Here is an 18,638-nt window from a genome sequence, read left to right as displayed (position 1 = left end):
CGGAAGCCCTAGTGCAAATACTATGAGTAGTCCTTTGACAAAGCGTCCAATTGAAGTGATCACGTCTGTCGAGCGCCGTCGGCGCTGGTCTCGCGAAGACAAAGAGCGGCTTGTTGCGGCCTGCCTTTAGCTTGGCGTGGTTCTCTCCGAGATTGCCCGGTCGGCCGGAATACACGTGAGCCAGCACTTTCGGTGGCGCAAGGAGCTTTGTCAAATCGAGGAACCGAGGATCGAGACGGCGAACACTTTGGTGCCGGTCATCGTTTACGAGGCTGCGCCGGCAGCCCAGCCTGCTGCCTTGTTCCCGTCTAAACCCCGCCGGAAGCACAGCGATGTGACGATTGAGCTGGGGCGAGGTCGCCGTGTTCGCGTAGACAGCGACATCGACACGGGGGTACTCAACCGTTGGTTTCCACGCGGAACTGAGCCGGTTTTTCCACCGAGAAGTGGCTCTGACTCACATTTGCTGCTGTTGCCGACCACGCTATCGCTGATTCATCGGAGGATCAGCAATGCAACATCGATTTCAACGCACCGGTCTCACGCCGCCCGGGTTTGTAGCAGATGAAGTGAAGGTTGTCGGGGATGGCGTCCAAGTTTGGCTTCGGTCACGTTATCCCTCAGCAACTTGTCCAGGCTGCGGGCGGCCAAGCCGGAGGGTTCAAAGCAGATATATGCGGCGCCCCGCTGATCTGCCTCTTGGCGGTCGGCGAGTAGAGTTGACAATCGTGGCGCGTCGATTTTGGTGCGATGCTGTCCTGTGCGGACGGCGCATCTTCTGCGAACAGTTCGATGACAGCGTGCTGGCTCGTTATGGTCGGCGCACCCAGCGGCTAGAGACAGTTGTCCACCACCTTGGCTTGGCCCTCGGCGGCAGACCTGCTGCGGCCTTCGCCAATCGTTTGATGGTCCCGGTGAGCAACGACACGTTGCTCCGGGTGGTCCGTCGACGGATCGAGGATCAAACCGATAAACTTAACGTCGTAGGCATCGATGATTTTGCCTTCAGGCGTGGCCAGACCTACGGAACGATTGTTTGCGATCTGGAGCGGCGCAGACCTGTCACCCTGTTACCGGATCGTGCGCTGGATACGTCACGGACTTGGCTTGCCGCGCATCCGTCGATATCGATCGTGGCCCGTGATCGAGGCGGTGGCTATGGCGAGGCCATCGCGAAGGCCTTGCCTGATGCTGAGCAAGTCGCTGATCGTTGGCACCTGATGGAAAATTCCAGCCGGGCGTTTCTCGATGCAGTCGACAAGACGATGCGCCAGATCAGGCAGGCGGTCGGCAGCAATGTCGTTGACCCCAAGCTTTTAACCTACGCTGAGAAACTGCAGTACGAGGGGTATCTGCGCCGCCAGGAGACGAACGAGGCGATCCGAGAGCTGTCCAAGAAGGGAACGTCAATTCGACAGATTGTCCGGCAAACCGGCCATAGCCGGAAGATTGTCCGCGATGTTTTGAGGGACCAGCGCCTCGATGTCTTTCGAACACGGCCCAGCTCACTGGATAGCTGGCTGCCGTGGCTCAACAGCCGCCGGGACGAAGGCGCAAGAAACGCATTGGCGCTCTGGCGAGAGATGAAAGCGAAGGGCTTTCCAGGACAGAGCGGGGTCGTCTCGCAATGGGCACAGCGGCGGCGTCTTGCGGAGAAGGCCAACCAGAGCGGGCTTGCGCGAACGCCATCGGCACGGGTCATCGCCCGGCTGATGACAACCGCACGCGACGACCTCGCAAAATCCGAAGCGATCCTGGTGGCAGCTATCGAAGTGAACGTTCCGGAACTGATAGTCGCCCGCAGGGCCATTGGTGACTTCCAATCCATGATCCGCTCCAAGACCGCACGGAAGCTCGATGAATGGCTTGAAACTGCGAAGGGCAGCCTGATCGGCTCGTTTGCTGGTGGCGTTGAAAAAGACCTCAATGCCGTGAGAAATGCGATCATCTCACCCTGGTCGAACGGACGAACAGAAGGTCAGATAACACGCTTGAAGCTCATCAAACGCCAAAATGTATGGGCGAGCCAAACTCGATCTGCTGCAGGCGCGTTTGATTGGCGCATCGTAAGGCCGCACTGCAGCAAAAGTGCGTCAGAGCCAGTTCTCAGTGGCAATCAACAGAGTCCGTCTACATCCCGCAGGGCGATCTGCACCGGCTTTACAATCCCGGCAAGATCATGCTCGAGATGATCGAGGTGCAGACCGGATCCTATCTCGGCGAAGACGATATCGTCCGGGTCTCCGATGAGTTCGGAAGATGAGGACGATTACCAGGGTGATGTGAGGGCGTTGCGAAGGCTGTAGGCGTGTCTTTGGATCTTTCGATCTCGGGCCTCTCTTCACCGCCTGTCGACAACCAGGAATAGAGTGCGTATCCGAATACTAGCCATACGAATAGCGACACAAATAGGGCATAAAGCAAATAGCGAAAACGACGTGTCATGCCTCACGCATAGAAGGGCGCAAGATTCTCACAATCGGAACATCCCCTCAGGGTTAAGAGACGATGAACGACAGGAGTCGGCATCTGCGATCGCACGTCGCCGGCGCCCCGGACTGCTTTACATCATCTCGTGCTGGCGGTGTGGAGCGGGTCGGTCGATGAGCCTGTCATTCGCGATAGGATGCTCGCACCGCTGTGGATCACAGCGGTCCATAGACCCAGCGAGATCACGATACTTGCCAACCAAATTTTCGATCGCTGGGTCAAACACTACACTCCTGCTGTAACGCAGGTTACCGGCGAATTATTTCCGACTGTTTAACCCGACCGTCCCTCCACAATGCGGCATTTTTGGCGGGCGAGACCCAGCTGAAAAAACCGTGACGAAACCATTCAGTCACCCGCAGCAATTGCATAAATGCCACAACGAGACACGTCGTTAACTATTTGCTAAGGATAAAGATGACGTTAGCAGAAGAGTAAGTTACAACAAGACCATTGAGTATTTCACGTGGCTGGGTTTGAAATGAGCCTCTTTACTGACCATAGTGCTGCCCATGATTTAATCGTAGCGCCTATAAAAAACGACAGAGGCAGCAATCTCCCTGGCCAGAAAGTGTTGTCGTCCCCGCTGGCGGCGCGTTCTTTAGTGAAACGCGCATTTGATGTGACGTTTTCACTGGTTGTTCTTGTCTTGCTTTTGCCTGTCATGCTCATGATCGCCGCTGCCATCAAGTTTGACAGCCGCGGCCCTGTCTTCTTCAAGCAGGTCAGGTGGGGCAAGGATCAAAAGCCGATCCAGGTCTACAAATTCCGATCGATGCGCACAGATCTGTGCGACATCACCGGGGTCACACAGACTGTCGAAGGAGACCCTCGGATTACCCGCCTTGGTAGTTTTCTGCGCAAAAGCAGTCTCGATGAGCTGCCTCAATTCATTAACGTGCTGAAGGGCGACATGTCGGTTGTCGGCCCCCGCTGCCATGCGATTGGCATGTTTGCTGCTGGCGTTCCGTACGAGGACCTGGTTGCCAACTATCACGAGCGTCATCAGGTGCGCCCAGGGATTACGGGCCTTGCCCAGGTGCGTGGTTGGCGCGGTCCCACAGTAGATCCGGTGCATGCAAAGGCGCGCGTCGCGTGCGATCTCTATTACATCGAAAACTACAGCTTCTTCCTTGACCTGCAGATCATTGCAGCCACCATCCGCAGCGAGCTGACAGGCGGGACAGGGTTGTGAATTCGCGCCGGAATGGCAAGACGAAGAGAGCTTTGGGATGACCAGCAACAGCAGTCATGATACGCACATCCATGAAAGCGTTTTTGACCCTTTTGCTTCAACTACTCTTTGTGCTCGCGTTTGCTCTTTGGTCCTTTTGGCTCATCAGCGCATTTGAGACAGAGCCAGACAGCACCGCACCGTCACTTGCGACCTCTGCTATTGATGCTCCCTGGACGACCCTGCCAACACGTATTGATCGTATACGCCAAAATTTCGAGGTTGTTGCAGATCCATTTGATGTCGATTTGAAACTACCAGCTCGACCCGTCATTTCCGAAAGCGGATCTTTTTCGGTGAATGGTCATCACTATCTGATCGACGGCGTTCGCGGATATCACGCAAGAGAGATTTGTCAGGACAGGCAAGGCCACAGAACCGCCTGCGGAAACCGCGCCATCGCCGGCATGATCGCGCTTTTGTCAAACAAATGGCTCCAATGCCGCAGCCATGATATTGATCGTTATATCCATATTGTAAGTTGCAAGCTGGATGGACGCCCTTTATTGGAGGAATTGCTGAAACGTGGATTTGGAAAAGAAGGTCCTTTCGTCATCGCGCCTTTATGATGCAGCAATGTATGCTGACCAGGTTATCAGCCCACTCGACGCTTGCCGGTCCTGGAACCTGCCGTCGCTAGATCGAGCACACTTGTCAGACAAAAAAATAGCATGATTTCGAAAGCAATTGGTTCGCTGTTTGGCAGACGAAAGCGCGCTCTCAGCGTTTCAACGCGGCGTAGGCTTAATTTAGGTGCGACCTTTCCCTCTTATCCGATTTACGCGATTGGCGATGTGCACGGATGCCTGGATCTTCTGCAAGACGCAGAAGAGCGCATCCTCCTCGATATGGAGCGTCGCCAGGAGAAGGGCCTTGTTGTCCTGCTGGGGGACTACGTTGACCGCGGACCGAACTCAGCCGGGGTCCTGGCCCACCTGATCGCACCGAATGCGCTTGGCCTGAGGCGATTGGCGTTGTGTGGCAATCATGATGACGTCTTCTCGTCACTTCTTGATCACCCTGAAACCATCAATGACTGGCTTGCGTTTGGGGGACGAGAGACGTTGATGTCCTATGGCATTGACGTTCAGCAACTGCAAGACAGAGGCCGCCGCGGCGTCTCGGAACTCAGTTCCATCATTGCCGATGCCGTCCCGGAACGCCACATTGATTTCTTGAAATCCCTTCCCGTCAGCCTGCAGATTGGCCCATATTTGTTTGTTCACGCGGGCATCCGACCAGGTGTAGACGTAAGATTGCAGGAAGATCGTGATCTCATGTGGATCCGGGAGCCCTTTTTGACAGCGGGCTCTGGACTGGATCTGACCGTCATTCATGGTCATACGCCTTCGCCGGAACCATCGGTTGGACCGGCAAGGATCGGCATTGATACACAGGCCTACTCAACAGGAAGGCTGACGGTACTGCGCGTAGACAAAGAAAGCGCATCTGTGCTGGGTTGATCGCATAGGGATGGAGAAAAAACAACCATCAATCTCGGCTCGGCCTTAGCTCGTCCGACCCGCTGCCTTGCGAGATGACTGGGATGACACCTTTGGCTGCCAGTTGGCGTAGACGTTCTTCTGGCACTGCGGGTGTGAGGCGGGCAGCGAACTGCTTTTCACGTTCTGAGAACGTCTGCCACATTTGCGCTGCCGCCGTTGACGGAAACCAGAGCAAAAACGTCAAAAGATCTCGCTCGTAGCTTGTTTCGGCGCGCTGCAGCACATAAGGAGACAGCCTGCTCCAGTGATGAAGACGTGCGTTGAGAGAGACAAGCTCAGCCGGAGCGTAAAGCTCCGAGTATTCCAGGATTCGCGCCTGCTCTTCGCCGGGGCGTCCCAAGAACCACTCCGCGAAGGCAAGGCGCGCCCAGATCAAGCCATTGGTCGGCTGACACGCCAACGCCAAGCGCGCATGAGACGCCAGTTCGGCAAGCGCCTTTTGCCATGCATCACGATCCGATTGTGGCGCAAACCTATCGGCATAGGCCACGTCCAACTCAATCGCCGCATCTATCGCGGTTGATTCACACGCCTCAATAAGCTGTCCCGTGGATTGTCTTGCTGCCAATATTTCATCGGTACGGTCTGCGGACTGCAACAGCGCGATATTACGAAGCTGTCGAAGCTCCTGTGCGCTGCCGGCATGAAGCAGGCTTTCGATAGCAACGGTGCCAACCACCACACTGATCAACGCGACTGGGACCAGAAAGAGACGGTTACGTCCGATCATCGACGTAGTAGCTGCTATAACGGCCCTGGTAGTACTCCGAGGAGCCGTAATCCCGATAGAACTTCATGCGTTCGGTATCGACCTTATTCAATACCACACCGAGGCTTCTTTCCGCGATCAGAGGATCAGCCAGCAAGGTATCGCGCACGACCTTCCGTGCCGTTTTACCCCATTCAACGACCACCACAAAACCATCTATTTTGCGCGCGACCGCGCGAGCGTCAACAACGGGCCCAACAGGCGGAAGATCCAGCAGGACGTAGTCATAGTCTTGCATTGCCAGATGAAGAAGCTCGGACATCTTCACTGATGACAGCAAATCAGCCGAATGCGTCACACGCCGCCGAACAACGGCCGGCAGGAGATCGAGACCCGTTGTCTCGTCGTGCAGAAGGACATCCCTGTAGCTTTTACCCTCCAGAAGGACTTCGAGCAAACCGGCTTCGGCATGTTGCGCGATTGACCGGGTCGCACCAGGGTTGCGCAAGTCGGCATCAATGAGAAGGGTCTTGCCGCCTTGGGCAAGGATCTGCGCGAGATTGACAGAAACGGTTGATTTGCCCTCGCTAGGCAGCGTGGATACGACACCGACGATCTTGCCCTTCTTCGATACCCGAACGTCTATGGCAATGCGCGCTGCACGCAACGCTTCTGCGAAAGACGACAGCGGATGATCAACGACCTGCCTTGAGATACTACGACGGAAATCGATTTCGGTCTTGGCTACGGTGTTTTTCTTTGCGACCGTAATTGCTTTAACCAGCGGAATTGCTCCGAGGAATTCAAGCCCCAGCACGTCTCTGATCTGCTCACCGGTCCTGAAGAAGCGGTCGCGAAACTCACGGAAGGCGCCGATGCCGGTCCCCATTGCGCCGCCAAGAATGATGGAGAGCGCCAATACAAGTGCCTTTTTCGGGCTGCTTGGCAGGGTAGGGGGGACGGCTTGCGATATCACACGGGCTTCCGTGACAGGGAACGATTGGCCCTGGGTGGCTTCCTGGTAGCGTGTCAGGAATGTCTGATAGAGATTTTTATAGGTCTCCGCCGTTCGCTCGAGTTCGCGCAGCTGAACTTGCGTTTCATTTGCAACGACGCTCACATCGGTCGCCTTCGCGACGCCTTCTGTGATGTTACGCTCCCGCGAGCGCGCCACTTCAAGCTCGCTTTGATAGCTTTCCGCGATACGGCGCAGTTCGCCGAACATCAGACGCTGATATTCGGCCATTTCCTGGCGCAAACGGATAGCCTGAATATGATCGCTTCCGAGGCGCTTAGCGATTTCGGCTTCACGCTTTGATGCGTCGAGATATTTTTCTCGAAGCGTATTGATAACGGAACTGTCCAAGGCATCCGTGACGAGCGCATCACTTTGGCCGGAAGCGATGATTTCCTGGATCCGGTCATAGCGGGCCTGGGCCCGCGCGGTATCGGCGCGCGCCACAATCAGGGCACTGTTCAGTTCCGCGAGTTGTTGGTCTGAAACAAGCTTTCCACCTGCTTGAACAAGGCCGTTTTCGGCACGGAAGCGCTGGACGGCCATGTCGGACGCCAGCGATTGCTGCCGCAATTCTTCGATCCGCTCCTGCAGCCAATTGCCCGCACGGCGGGTGGCGTCATATTTGGCGTTTAGTTTGTCATTGAGATAGGCTTCGGCCACAGCGGATATTACGGACGCGGACAAACGCGGGGATGTCGACGTAAATGACGCCTCAAGGACATAAGATCGCCCCACACGGCTGACGGTCAGTCCGTCCAGGAGGATCCCGAGGGCTGAGCGGCGCGCCTTTTCTTGTGGATCCATCAGCTGCTCAGAGGCACCACTCGATATGCCAACGGTCTGCAAGAGGGTCTGAACCGCCCCACGAACCGGAGCCAAGATGGATTGTCCGGACGCCATGAACTCCGCATTGTCGGCGAGACGCAGCTTATCTACCGCTGCCAGTCCAATAGCTTCAGACATCAGGAGCTCAACCTGGCTGAGCACTGATGCTTCGTCGTCGATCATCCCTCCGAATGAAGAGAGCTGTTGGACAACTCCGCTGTTTCCGCGATCGATCAGAATGCTGGTTGATGCGGTATACCGAGGAACAGCGGTAACGAGATAGGTTACGCCACAAATAATCGCAACAAATACACACAACGCAACAACGCGCCATTGACGGCGCGCTGCTGCAATCAGTTTGTCGAGATCAAGCTGACCGACCTGCACTTCCTCATCGTTCATATTAGTGGATCGGGCAAACGAGGGCAATTGATTCACAGATCAGGTCCTATCAGAAACGCGTGACGCCGATCAGCCGTTTGTAGCCGGGCTGGTAGGCGTTGTCGGCGTCGTTGTTCCACCGGTCGTCGTTCCGCCAGCGGTCGTCGTGCCTGTCGTTGACGTGCCCGTGGTCGTCGTACCAGTGGTCGTTGTCGCTGCCGTCGTCGTGGTGCCTGACGAAGAACTTCCGCCGCCGCTTGCCGTCGCGCCGCCAGCGGCCGACAGCGTGCCGGAGTTGGACGTACCGCTGCCGCTATTGCCGCTGCCTGTCGTTGCACCAGAGCCAGAGCTCGAACCGCCACCTGAAGCGCCGCCACCGCCTGCGCCCGCACCACCGATGTCACCGCCGCCTACGGCACCGCCGATTGCGCCACCTGCACCAGCACCTTGCGTTACCGGAGCAACCGGAGTGACCGCAGCAGTCTGCACCGATCCCGCCTGGGTGGACGCGGCCGCTGCAGCAAGCTGCGTGTTCGAGGCGATCCCCACCTGGATGGCTGCTGCTGCCGCCGGATTGCCAGCCGCTGCGAGCTGCGTTGCAGCAGCAGTTGCTCCCTGGGCCATAGCCGCGATCTGTGCCGGGCTCGCGGCCGCAGCAGCGAGCTGCATCGCGGTCATGGCTTCCGTCATCTTGCCGGCTGCGGCAGCCTCTGTGAGCAGCCTTTGAACCACAGCCTGCATTTCAGCAGCAGGGACCTGCAGCAAAGCCTGGGGGTTGGCGAGAAACGCATCAAGGGTGACCTGCACTGTCGCCGCAGGCTGTGCGGGTGTCGCGTTCACGGGCGCATTGACATCCTGTTGCGCCCAAACAGGTACGGCTACCGAAAACGACGCCCCAGCCAAGAGCATAGCAAGAATACTCGATGTTCTTTTCATGACCACTGCTCCAAAGTGTAAATTTTTCGTAACCATGTCGAATTTCGATGTATTACGCAAGTGATAATCACAACCGACGACATTTTCGCCTGGATGCCATGCTGATATGGTTAAGGGCGCAAAGCGCCCTTACTTAGTCCGCGCGGACGCTTCTGCGTGTATCAGCAATATTGGATACAGACGATGTCGCAGAGTTCAAGATGGTCAGGAACTTCAACAACTCGACGGAGTCAGACGTCGATACGTAAATAATATCCTTGTTTTGCATTGGGAATTTCTGCGCCATGAAGAAGCCGGCCGGATCACGCAGGTTGGCACGGAAGATAACCGGCACGTCCTTGTTCACGAAACCACGCGTGTCCACGCCGATTTTGTGCAGAAACTCCTTGCTGACGGTGCGGTAAACCAGGACAGCTCTTGGTTCTGCCTTGTCGTCCAACAGTCCGCCTGCCTTGGCCAGCGCTTCGCCAAGCGTCAGATCGGAATCTTCGAAATCGTAGCGGCCGCTTTCACCGGTCACGCCGAAGGCAAGGAAGGTTCTGCGATCGCGGTTGACGATCAGCGTGTCACCCGGCTGTGCGAAAATATTCTCAACCGGCCGTCCGGAAACCGTATCATACGGCACCGTCACTGAGCGGCCACGTCTTTGAAGGGTGATTGTCGATTCAGCGCCCGGCGAACTCAAACCGCCCGCCTCGGAGATCAGGTCCAGGATACGCTCACCTGCCGGGCTCAGCTGGATCTTTTTCGGCTCCTTGACATCGCCAAGCACCGAGGCTTCCATGGATCGGCTCTCGTCGATCGAGATCACAACCTGTGGCTCGATCGCGCGGTTGGCAAGACGCGAGGCGATTTCCAATTGCACTTCATCAACGGGGCGATTGGCAGCCCGGATCTTTCCTGCATAGGGAACCGTGAAATTACCCTGGCGGTCAATGGTCTGCTTCGGCAGACTGATATAGTTGCCGGGACGCGAACCGGCATCCGCCGGGATAAACAAGCCGCCGGATTGCGATTCGAAGATTGACACCTGCACGACATCACCGACGCCCAGCACGATCTGCGGGGGACCGCCGCGGCCACCACCAAAGCTGCCGCTCAGGCTCGATGACGTCGTATCGTCGGCATAAGCCAGGACTGACTTGTTGATATCAACGAGCGCGTAATCGATCCCGACCTTGCGATCAACGCTTTCGACCTTGACGGTTGCGTCGCCTTCAACGGCATGCTGATCCGGACCAGACCGCGGCAACGACGTGCAACCCGAAAGCAACGCGATCGTCAATACAGACAACGCGCCCTTAGCTGAAACTTTCATCAACCCCTACCCCTCAAACATGATTCGATCGCTTGGAAACATGCTTTCTGATGTCTTAATACACGGTATATGTGACAATGAAACCGCTAATGCGAAGTTGTATCAAGGGCACCATTTATGATTTAGACGGACCCGTTGCATCAGCGCAACACCAATCATTTTGTTAGTTTGCTTCTATATTTTGTGCGTCCTGTACACGTCGTGAGCACCAAAGCTATTAACAGAGCCCACCAGCTCGAAAAACCCGGTATTTGGATAGAAAAATCAAGCGTTGCATGCACGGCGACGATGAAAGAAGAGGCAATACCGGCCCATACAATCGGGCGGCGAGATCGGCGATTCCGGAGCCCTTCGGCGCAGCTGACGACAAGGATTCCGATGCCAGCACCGATGAATATCCAGAAGACTAGGCCGAAGGCAAGAAATCCATCGAGATAAAAGTTGTGTGCAAGCTCCCAAAAGCCGCCCAAACCGCAGGCCGGATCTCGATAGGCGGGGAAATAGACACCAAAGACGCCAGGTCCGATCCCGGTCCAGAGATTGTCACCAATCGCGCGCCAGACACCTGGCAAAATACAGAAACGACCGTCGTCCAGGCCCTGGATCTCGGCCCGCAGCGCAGCACGGCCGCCATAGAGCCAAAACAACATGAGCACCAGGACCAATCCGCCCAATGCGTAGATGATTTGGCGCCCACGGGTTCGCGTCGTTGACCGGGCGAACCCCATGCCGGGTTTTGCCGGCGCAGGCACAATTATGTTGCCCGCAACATAAATCGCCACACCTACAGCGGTTGAGAAGATCCCGGCTCTCGAGTTCGTCAACAACAAAGCAATGAAGGTGACGATTGCCGCACTGATCATAAGGAGGTTGGCGATCGGTATGCTCCGCTTGGCCGGCCCTCCACTGCGCAACATGTCCGCGAGCGCTTTGATCCGGAATTGACAGAGCTGCGCGACAAGCGTCAACCCATAAAAGGTGGCAGCCGTGTTGCGGTTCACGAATGGCGCGGTCAGACTGCCGATGTAGAAGCGCTTTTCGGCAAACATCAGTACTTTGGGGAAGAACGAAAACTGGATGATGGCGACAGTGGCGAACAACGCTCCGGTGAACGCGAACACCTGCAAGGTTTTATCAATGTCGCGATCGGTTTTGAACAAAAGAAGAGCGCTCAATGCGGTTGCGAACGGAATACCGATAGGAACCAGGGCCTCAATCACATTGGCTGGAGCAGGCGAAAAATGCTTCGTGGCTTCAATACCAACGTCGCGCAAAGCCGACCAGGCCGGGTGGCCTGATATGAAGGCGGGCAATGGCGCTGCAAGCACGAGACTGTAAAGCACAATCGCCCACCATAGGCCCAATAGCCAGTAGACCGATCGCCTGTTGGATTTCTGGATGCCCTCGACGACACCAGCCAACAGTGTAGCAAGCAAAAGCAGCAACAACGCAACTGCGCTTGCCGCGGGGTACACCGCCCCATGAGACAGCAGGGAAACCGTCATCGCCAGTATAAAACAGGCAAGCGCGACGCGTCGCAGCTGGCGCGGCAAAAACGAGCCTGCCTCGCCAGAAAGCGACGACGAACCGGGTACTGGCCGCATTCTCACCCCCCATAATGTAGCTTCACCTCCATAGGAACATCGTCGGCCAATGATCAAGTGCTTAATCAGTATAAAGACGGTTGCCTGCGCGCGTCACCGAACAAAGCTGTCTGATTCCGGGGCGTTTTGCGAAAAAACGAGACATCGATAAAATTCGAATTATCCACTTAAGTCAGCTGAAGCAGCTTCCCCTGTATCAAAAGCCATCAACAGACAACGACCTCGACGGTCGAGGAAACGGGGATAGTCATGATCAAGAAGCTGCTCACTGCAAGCGCCGCATTTGCCATGCTGGTATCGAGCGTAACGCCGTCTTCGGCTTTCGGTCCGGCGGGTCTTGCCTCGCCCTTGAAGGACCATCTCGACCACATTCAGGTGGCACAGCCGGTACTTGCCCCCTTTGGCTTCGTCTCGTACTGCGTTCAAAATCAGGAAGACTGCAAGCCGTCGGCCGGTCCAGAGACCGTCGAATGGAGCTACCGCATGATGCGTGAGTTGCGCCAGGTCAATTACCGGATCAACAAATCAATTGTGCCCGTCAACGACGATGATGGTTCGGATCAGTGGCAGGCCAGTGCCGCAAGCGGTGACTGCGAAGACTACGTTCTGACCAAGCGCAAAGAGCTGATCAACAAGGGCTGGCCGGCCAAGGCGATGCGTATTGCCGTTGCTTACACCCCCGACAATATTGGTCACGCGGTCCTTGTTGTTCGCACCACGAAGGGCGATCTCGTTCTCGACAATCGCACCAACAGCATTGTCAGCTGGCGCGAAACGGATCTGCGCTGGGTGATGCTGCAGTCTGGTGAAAACCCGCTCTTCTGGAACAGCGTGGCTGCCTGAACGAGACCGATCGGTCTTCGGACTATCTCTGGCCAAGGCGGTAGCGAATACGATAAAAGTTCTCGGCATCCGAGACAGATTTTACCTCGCATTGTTTGGTGCCGACCGCAACCGTTGCGATCTCGCTCACTGGAGCGAGCGGCTTGATCGGCGCATCTCTGGTGTAGGTGCGTCCGGCGATCGATCGCCAGTTTACAAACAGGATGCCAATTTCGTTTCCCGATTTGTCTAGAAAGCTTGCCACAAGGCAAACCTGATCCGTGTCCGCAGGGTCCTGGTTCTCCAGCTTGACCCTTGATGTAATCGTGTTTGTTGGCCCATCAGCCGAGAAGGAAAATTCGTATCGTTGTGGGCGCTTCCAGTCCCAGCGGTCGACAACCAGCTTGCAGAAAGATCCTTGATAGGACAGGCACTGATCTGCTGGGCGCACACGCCAGACATAATTCTGCCAGCCATCAGCATTCAATGCCGGGTCATCTTCGCTTGCCAGGAGACCGAGCGCCACAGTGAGTTCTTTGAGACTTGGCATGGTGGCAATTACCTTCAATCCGGTCGAGGGCCGTTAGCTGTGCTGATCATTCTGCGGTGGTCTTGGCGGCCGCAATTCCAGGCGTAACGACGCCGTCGCTTCGTGATGCGGACCTTCGGCTCTTCATTTCAACCATCCACGTCCATAAGGAGATCGTCAGACAAACAATCGCGGGGACGAAGAGGGTGTTCAGGCAATCGCTGATGACATCGATGAGGTTCAAGGGAAGCCCGACGAGCACGTCATCAACGATGTCGAGCGCCTCGTTTAAAAACTGGATCGCGGCGACGGCAAAAAAGGCCAGCCATTTACGCCTGATCAGACCATATGCACTCGCAAATAGCGCAACTCCGAACAGGATATGAAGGATATCCGGCCCCAGGCCCGTGAGATCGAGCACAACCTGCTTTATGCGACCGTACATCGTGCAGCGCCTCTCGTCAGCAGCGGCCTTCGTTTACGATCCCGATTTCGGTAGTCGCACACCAATCCTGGCAAGAAGACCGAAATGGTTGGAGCCATAATTGGTAACGCTCCTGACTGACTGTATCGGCAGCGCTGCCGACGTGTAAATGTGATCAATTGCAATCCCCGCGGGGCCAAGTTCCACAGGCCAGGTGGCTGGTTCGTGTGGCGCTTTTCGAAGACCCGTTGTCTGCAGAAACGAGATCATGTCCGGCGCCACTGTCCCCGAATTGAAATCTCCGCCGAGGACGACTTCCGCCTTCTTCGTCGCCAGCCTGTGCGCGACCTGCTCAAGCTCTTCGGTGTGATAATCATCGAAATACGGCTTGGACAGGTGCACTGCCGCAAACACGACTGCCTTACCCGCGACGTCGGCAGAAAACTCGACGTAGCGGTCCTGGCGCAGATCCGAGAGGCTTGCATAGGTCGGATCCTGAACCGGAAACCGCGACAGTACAACCAGATCGCAAGTGCGTGTCCGGATGCCGCACCCAAGGCGATAGGGAAATATTCCGTCCAGTTCGGCAAGTCTGTCTTTCAGCGCAACGCTTTCGAGCAGATAGACGACATCGGCACCTGAGCGTCTGATTTCGTCAATGATCTCCTCGGCGCCGGCGGCGTTGCTGGCGAGGACGTTGAAGGAGAGAAGTGTGATCGTTTCCCTCGCCTGACCGTTGGTATCGGTCGGATGGGCGACACTTTTTTCTGTGACGAGCACGTGGACCAGAAGCACAAGACCGATTGAAAGCTGGAAGATAGGCACCAGTCCTCGTTCAAGCCAGACGGCGACTAGACTGCCGGCAATAATCAAAACGGCGATGTGAAACTGAAAACTATAGAAAAACGATAAAATCCACGGCGTCGCAATAAATCGGAAACCAGCGACGGCGATCAAAACCGTCAAAAGCGAGCGAAGTGCACAAGAAACAGTTGCTTGCATGGTGCCACAGTGAACAATTCCGCATTGAGGTAGCATCCACATGATTGTTTTGCAATGCAGCATTTTTCGGTTTGGGCAATTGTTCGAGGGGGTAGCTTGCGACGATGGTGAGCCTACGATGATGAGGCGGTCGCATCGTTACGAATTCTTCGACGCCAAGGTGCTTCATGACAACCGCAGTCGTTGGCAACGCTTCTGACTAGGAGATCAGCGGGCAGACTGTCACACAACCAAGCAACACAAACAGGAGCGCGCCGCCCCTACACTGAGAACCTGCGCGCCACCATCAACCATCGTCGAAGGTGTTGTTGATATGCCGGGCTTGTTTTTTCAACTGGGGCAGGTCGATCTGCAACCGATATTTGCCGTTGGTGCGCGCCACCGTCTTGAAGGCGGCTGGGTCGTGGGGTGGTTTGTCGGTCGCCATACCGATCAAGTTGATCCGGCGCTTGTCTGATATCTCAGGAGAAACCGACAGATTGAACAGGCCAAATGTTTCCTGATGTCGAGCACCCCATTGAGATTGGGCCACCATCTCATCGAGGTGGGAAAGCACATCCTCACCAAGCCCCCCGAAAACCCTGAGATATTCGATGCCTTTACGGTAGGATGATCCGTTGGGTTCAGCTTCGCCGCTAAACTTGATCCTGAAAAATCGGACGTACCCGCTTTTGTCAGTCCGGATCTGCAGGAAGATCGTTGTGCCGGGATCTTTCTCGTCAAACAGCAGTACGCTGCATTGACCGCCTTGCTCAGTCTTTCGAAGCTCAGGTTGCTCTTGTCCGGGATAGGCCAAACGATTGCAGCGTGTGGCAGTATCGGCACCTGACACCATAACAGATCTAGGGATGGGACGCTGGAGGATAATCCTTGCAAGTGGGTTACCTCCAACATTCGCGGTGTGATCCGGAGCATGCGGGTCTCTGGCAGCTGTCGTGCTGCTTGCCTGCGGTTTCCCCAAGAGTCGTCGCACGACTTCGGCATTTTTTGCAACCAAAACCGGGACCATGATCAGGCTTATCGCGACCACCAACCAAAGAGACACATACAATGCTCGTCTCGCGCCGTGCGGCGCCTGAGGCATCTTTTCGATTGTTTTACCCGTAGCCACCATCGCGGTACATAAAATCGTTTGCTTTATTGGATTGGCGGAAGAAGCGACCAGCACAATGCTGAAGCGGCATTGTTCGAAACTTGATTGGTTGATGACGAGGGTAACAGAAAAAGCCGAGCCGAGGCGATAGGGACATGCACGCCGTATTGAAAGAGGGATGGTGAGGCTCGACCGCGGGAGGGCAACGCGCATAAGGGCAGCATCTGTCAAATCCTGCCGCGCGCTTGCTTGGCGGGAGTGCGCCGGCGAGGACGAACCCGTCGCTGACGAAGCGCGACAGGCGTGAACGGTCCAGTCCGAGACAAGTGTCATCAACCACAGGCACAAAAAAAGACTAGGACTGGTGCGTTTGACCGATCATCAAGGCCTAGCTGAGTTTTCCCACATAATGATTATGGCCCAACAAGCGGGTTTAAAGAAGAACTATAACCCGTTGAGACGAAAAGAGCTCTGCGCTGTTTGATTGACCAATCCGGTGCCCGCCACACCTGGCACGTGGTGAATAGAGTATCCGTGCATTTTGGTCTATGTGACCGACCAAGCGCAGACCGAATGATGCTTGGCGCACAAAATTCTTATTGTCAGGGACGGGGGTTGGCAAGTCCGACTAGTCGTACCGCCCAATCTTGAGGCGCTTTTGTGGTACGTCGTCAGTGGGAGCGGGCGGCTTGGGGAGTCGATCTGGATCCATCAGACGCCACTCACGTTCCAGCCGTTCGAATATATGCTGCGGAATCTGTTCTGCCATCGTTTTCCCCAAACCTGCGAAGGTATGCGTACTTGGCATTCATTTGATTTTCACGCAATAGTTACACATGCGTAACCTTAGCGAGCATGGTTAATGCACGCGCGGCCTCCAGATACCCGTCTTCACACCAAGACTGTTCCTACGTTGCCGCCGCCTGAAGGTGACGGACACGACTTCACTATTTCGGCGAACAGCAGCAGTCGTCCTCCTGCTTTCGAGACACCAGGTTTGCCGACGAACCAGTCGGAGAGACAGCTTCGACCAGCGGCGGCGATGGTCCGACACTGCGTGCGACGTCAAAAGCATCATCAACGTCATCCATCAGGCTGCAGCGGTTCTGACAAACTGTCTTCAAGTCATTGTTCGGTCAGGTGGCCGTCGTCACGTCCTATTGTTCATCTGCCGCGGCCATCGCCCCTCGGTCAGGCTGACCGAGAACCGCACGCTGGTCACTGCGCGACAACCAATCACGACACGGTCGAGCAGATGTACTTCAGTTCAAGATATTCTTCGATGCCATAACGCGAGCCCTCTCGTCCAAGACCGGACTGCTTCACCCCTCCGAAAGGAGCAACCTCGTTCGAAATAAGTCCGGTGTTATGGCCCACCATACCGTACTCCAATGCTTCGGCGACCCGCCAGGTGCGGCGAGCGTTTTCCGTGTAAAAATAGGCGGCCAATCCGAATTCGGTGTCGTTTGCCATTGTGATGGCCTCTTGCTCGGTTTCGAAACGAAAAAGAGGCGCGACAGGGCCAAAGGTTTCCTCGCGAGCCAGCAACATGTCCCGATTTGCATTGATGAGAACTGTCGGCTCGAAAAACGCACCACCGAGAGCGTGGCGTTGTCCGCCAACGATGACTTTGCCACCTTTGGATACAGCGTCAGCCAAATGGGCCTCGACCTTGGCGACCGCATCCATATCGATCAACGGTCCGATCAAGATCCCTTCATCATACCCACGCCCAACGTGGAGCTGGCGCACGCGGTCGGCGAGTTTTCGGGCGAAGGTCATGTAGACGCCCGACTGGACATAAAGACGGTTGGAGCAGACGCATGTTTGACCGGCGTTGCGGTACTTTGAGGCAATTGCACCCTCGACTGCGGCGTCCAGATCCGCGTCATCAAATACGATGAAAGGGGCGTTTCCGCCCAGCTCCAGCGAGAGCTTCTTGATGGTTGGTGCCGACTGAGACATCAAAATGCGACCGACCTGCGTGGACCCGGTGAAAGATAGTTTGCGAATGACCTCGCTTGAGGTGAGGATCCCACCGATCTGCCTTGCATCGCCGGTTACAATCTGGAGAACGCCAGCGGGAACACCCGCCTGATCTGCCAGATATCCAAGCGCCAGGGCTGTAAGTGGCGTTTGCTCAGCGGGCTTGACAATCATCGGGCAACCGGCAGCAAGCGCTGGGGCCACCTTTCGCGTGATCATCGCGGCTGGGAAATTCCATGGGGTGATCGCTGCGCACACTCCAATCGGCTGCTTGAGAACGATCAGACGTTTGTCAGCGGTTGGAGCAGGGATGGTATCTCCGTAAATCCGTTTTCCCTCTTCTGCGAACCATTCCAGAAATGACGCTGCATACACGACTTCAGCGCGGGCTTCCGCCAAGGGTTTTCCCTGTTCGGCCGTGATGATTGCAGCGAGATCGTCAGCATTGACGAGCACAAGATCAAACCAACGACGCAAGATCTGAGAGCGCTCCTTCGCCGCCAATCTGCTCCACGCTTCAAACGCCCGCCTCGCGGCGGCAACGGCAACTTCGATCTCTTGAGGGTCGAGGCAGGAGACGGATGTCAAACCCGTCGCGTCAGCCGGATCCGTGACCATCATCGTGCGACCGCTTGATGCGCCCACCCATTCACCGTCGATGAGACATAGGTTGCGTAATAAATTCCTGTTTTTGAGCCGTAGCATCTTGCCTCCATACCGAAAGTTCAATATATTGAACATCATTTATTATATTGAACTAGA

The 18,638-nt window shown here is 55.9% G+C and carries 14 protein-coding genes and 2 pseudogenes; 6 read left to right on the top strand and 10 right to left on the bottom strand.

The window, feature by feature from the left end; translation table 11 throughout:
* Positions 1-512: 512 nt before the first annotated feature.
* The 5 genes and pseudogenes from G6N78_RS25045 (at position 513) to G6N78_RS25025 (ending at position 5,187) form a co-directional block, all read left to right on the top strand.
* Positions 513-2,070: pseudogene (locus G6N78_RS25045) on the top strand (ISL3 family transposase).
* Positions 2,071-2,113: 43 nt separating this feature from the next.
* Positions 2,114-2,263, top strand: a pseudogene (gene cpsB / locus G6N78_RS25040) (mannose-1-phosphate guanylyltransferase/mannose-6-phosphate isomerase); the annotation flags it as partial.
* A 693-nt stretch (positions 2,264-2,956) separates the two neighbouring features.
* Positions 2,957-3,685 carry a sugar transferase gene (locus tag G6N78_RS25035; RefSeq protein ID WP_234906128.1) on the top strand — a complete coding sequence of 243 codons (729 nt, stop codon included), beginning with the start codon at positions 2,957-2,959 and terminating at the stop codon, positions 3,683-3,685.
* 71 nt (positions 3,686-3,756) lie between these two features.
* Positions 3,757-4,293: a hypothetical protein gene (locus tag G6N78_RS25030; protein WP_165225696.1), complete on the top strand. Its 537-nt coding sequence runs from the start codon at positions 3,757-3,759 to the stop codon at positions 4,291-4,293.
* A gap of 102 nt (positions 4,294-4,395) precedes the next feature.
* Positions 4,396-5,187 carry a metallophosphoesterase family protein gene (locus G6N78_RS25025; protein WP_165225693.1) on the top strand — a complete coding sequence of 264 codons (792 nt, stop codon included), beginning with the start codon at positions 4,396-4,398 and terminating at the stop codon, positions 5,185-5,187.
* A gap of 28 nt (positions 5,188-5,215) precedes the next feature.
* Here the strand turns inward: G6N78_RS25025 and G6N78_RS25020 are convergent, their stop codons facing one another.
* The 5 genes from G6N78_RS25020 to G6N78_RS25000 form a co-directional block, all read right to left on the bottom strand.
* Positions 5,216-5,959: a hypothetical protein gene (locus G6N78_RS25020; protein ID WP_165225690.1), complete on the bottom strand. Its 744-nt coding sequence runs from the start codon at positions 5,957-5,959 to the stop codon at positions 5,216-5,218.
* The gene (locus G6N78_RS25015) at positions 5,946-8,183 is read right to left on the bottom strand and encodes a polysaccharide biosynthesis tyrosine autokinase (protein WP_165225687.1); all 2,238 of its coding nucleotides are present in this window, start codon (positions 8,181-8,183) and stop codon (positions 5,946-5,948) included. Before G6N78_RS25015 ends, G6N78_RS25020 begins: the two co-directional genes overlap by 14 nt.
* 69 nt (positions 8,184-8,252) lie before the next feature.
* Positions 8,253-9,002, bottom strand: coding sequence for a hypothetical protein (locus tag G6N78_RS25010; RefSeq protein ID WP_165225685.1), 750 nt, complete (start codon positions 9,000-9,002; stop codon positions 8,253-8,255).
* 229 nt (positions 9,003-9,231) lie between these two features.
* Positions 9,232-10,416, bottom strand: a complete 1,185-nt coding sequence (locus G6N78_RS25005; protein ID WP_165225682.1) for a polysaccharide biosynthesis/export family protein — start codon at positions 10,414-10,416, stop codon at positions 9,232-9,234.
* 155 nt (positions 10,417-10,571) lie between these two features.
* Positions 10,572-12,020, bottom strand: coding sequence for an O-antigen ligase family protein (locus G6N78_RS25000; RefSeq protein ID WP_165225679.1), 1,449 nt, complete (start codon positions 12,018-12,020; stop codon positions 10,572-10,574).
* A gap of 249 nt (positions 12,021-12,269) precedes the next feature.
* On the opposite strand from G6N78_RS25000, the gene G6N78_RS24995 reads away from it, so the two are divergent.
* The gene (locus G6N78_RS24995; protein ID WP_234906127.1) at positions 12,270-12,863 is read left to right on the top strand and encodes a transglutaminase-like cysteine peptidase; all 594 of its coding nucleotides are present in this window, start codon (positions 12,270-12,272) and stop codon (positions 12,861-12,863) included.
* A gap of 22 nt (positions 12,864-12,885) precedes the next feature.
* Here G6N78_RS24995 and G6N78_RS24990 read toward each other — a convergent pair whose 3' ends face one another.
* The 5 genes from G6N78_RS24990 to G6N78_RS24970 form a co-directional block, all read right to left on the bottom strand.
* Entirely contained in the window at positions 12,886-13,392 is a 507-nt protein-coding gene (locus G6N78_RS24990; protein WP_165225676.1) for a hypothetical protein, read from the bottom strand.
* A 46-nt stretch (positions 13,393-13,438) separates the two neighbouring features.
* Positions 13,439-13,816: a hypothetical protein gene (locus G6N78_RS24985; RefSeq protein WP_165225673.1), complete on the bottom strand. Its 378-nt coding sequence runs from the start codon at positions 13,814-13,816 to the stop codon at positions 13,439-13,441.
* 33 nt (positions 13,817-13,849) lie between these two features.
* Entirely contained in the window at positions 13,850-14,797 is a 948-nt protein-coding gene (locus tag G6N78_RS24980; RefSeq protein WP_165225670.1) for an endonuclease/exonuclease/phosphatase family protein, read from the bottom strand.
* A 286-nt stretch (positions 14,798-15,083) separates the two neighbouring features.
* Complete coding sequence (locus tag G6N78_RS24975; protein WP_165225667.1) at positions 15,084-16,103, bottom strand: DUF6030 family protein; 1,020 nt, start codon at positions 16,101-16,103, stop codon at positions 15,084-15,086.
* A 1,023-nt stretch (positions 16,104-17,126) separates the two neighbouring features.
* The gene (locus tag G6N78_RS24970) at positions 17,127-18,581 is read right to left on the bottom strand and encodes an NAD-dependent succinate-semialdehyde dehydrogenase (RefSeq protein ID WP_165225664.1); all 1,455 of its coding nucleotides are present in this window, start codon (positions 18,579-18,581) and stop codon (positions 17,127-17,129) included.
* Between the last annotated feature and the right edge of the window lie 57 nt (positions 18,582-18,638).

This window comes from Allorhizobium pseudoryzae (assembly GCF_011046245.1).
In the GTDB taxonomy this organism is placed as follows: domain Bacteria; phylum Pseudomonadota; class Alphaproteobacteria; order Rhizobiales; family Rhizobiaceae; genus Neorhizobium; species Neorhizobium pseudoryzae.
This window is presented reverse-complemented; position numbering and strand designations above follow the sequence as displayed.

Bases quoted from the DNA above. Each gene is read 5' to 3' on its own strand.
- G6N78_RS24985 (WP_165225673.1), bottom strand. From the start codon at position 13,816: ATGTACGGTCGCATAAAGCAGGTTGTGCTCGATCTCACGGGCCTGGGG.
- G6N78_RS24975 (WP_165225667.1), bottom strand. From the start codon at position 16,103: ATGCGCGTTGCCCTCCCGCGGTCGAGCCTCACCATCCCTCTTTCAATA.
- G6N78_RS24995 (WP_234906127.1), top strand. From the start codon at position 12,270: ATGATCAAGAAGCTGCTCACTGCAAGCGCCGCATTTGCCATGCTGGTA.
- G6N78_RS25020 (WP_165225690.1), bottom strand. From the start codon at position 5,959: ATGATCGGACGTAACCGTCTCTTTCTGGTCCCAGTCGCGTTGATCAGT.
- G6N78_RS24970 (WP_165225664.1), bottom strand. From the start codon at position 18,581: ATGCTACGGCTCAAAAACAGGAATTTATTACGCAACCTATGTCTCATC.
- G6N78_RS25025 (WP_165225693.1), top strand. From the start codon at position 4,396: ATGATTTCGAAAGCAATTGGTTCGCTGTTTGGCAGACGAAAGCGCGCT.
- G6N78_RS24980 (WP_165225670.1), bottom strand. From the start codon at position 14,797: ATGCAAGCAACTGTTTCTTGTGCACTTCGCTCGCTTTTGACGGTTTTG.
- G6N78_RS25015 (WP_165225687.1), bottom strand. From the start codon at position 8,183: ATGAACGATGAGGAAGTGCAGGTCGGTCAGCTTGATCTCGACAAACTG.
- G6N78_RS24990 (WP_165225676.1), bottom strand. From the start codon at position 13,392: ATGCCAAGTCTCAAAGAACTCACTGTGGCGCTCGGTCTCCTGGCAAGC.
- G6N78_RS25005 (WP_165225682.1), bottom strand. From the start codon at position 10,416: ATGAAAGTTTCAGCTAAGGGCGCGTTGTCTGTATTGACGATCGCGTTG.
- G6N78_RS25000 (WP_165225679.1), bottom strand. From the start codon at position 12,020: ATGCGGCCAGTACCCGGTTCGTCGTCGCTTTCTGGCGAGGCAGGCTCG.
- G6N78_RS25030 (WP_165225696.1), top strand. From the start codon at position 3,757: ATGAAAGCGTTTTTGACCCTTTTGCTTCAACTACTCTTTGTGCTCGCG.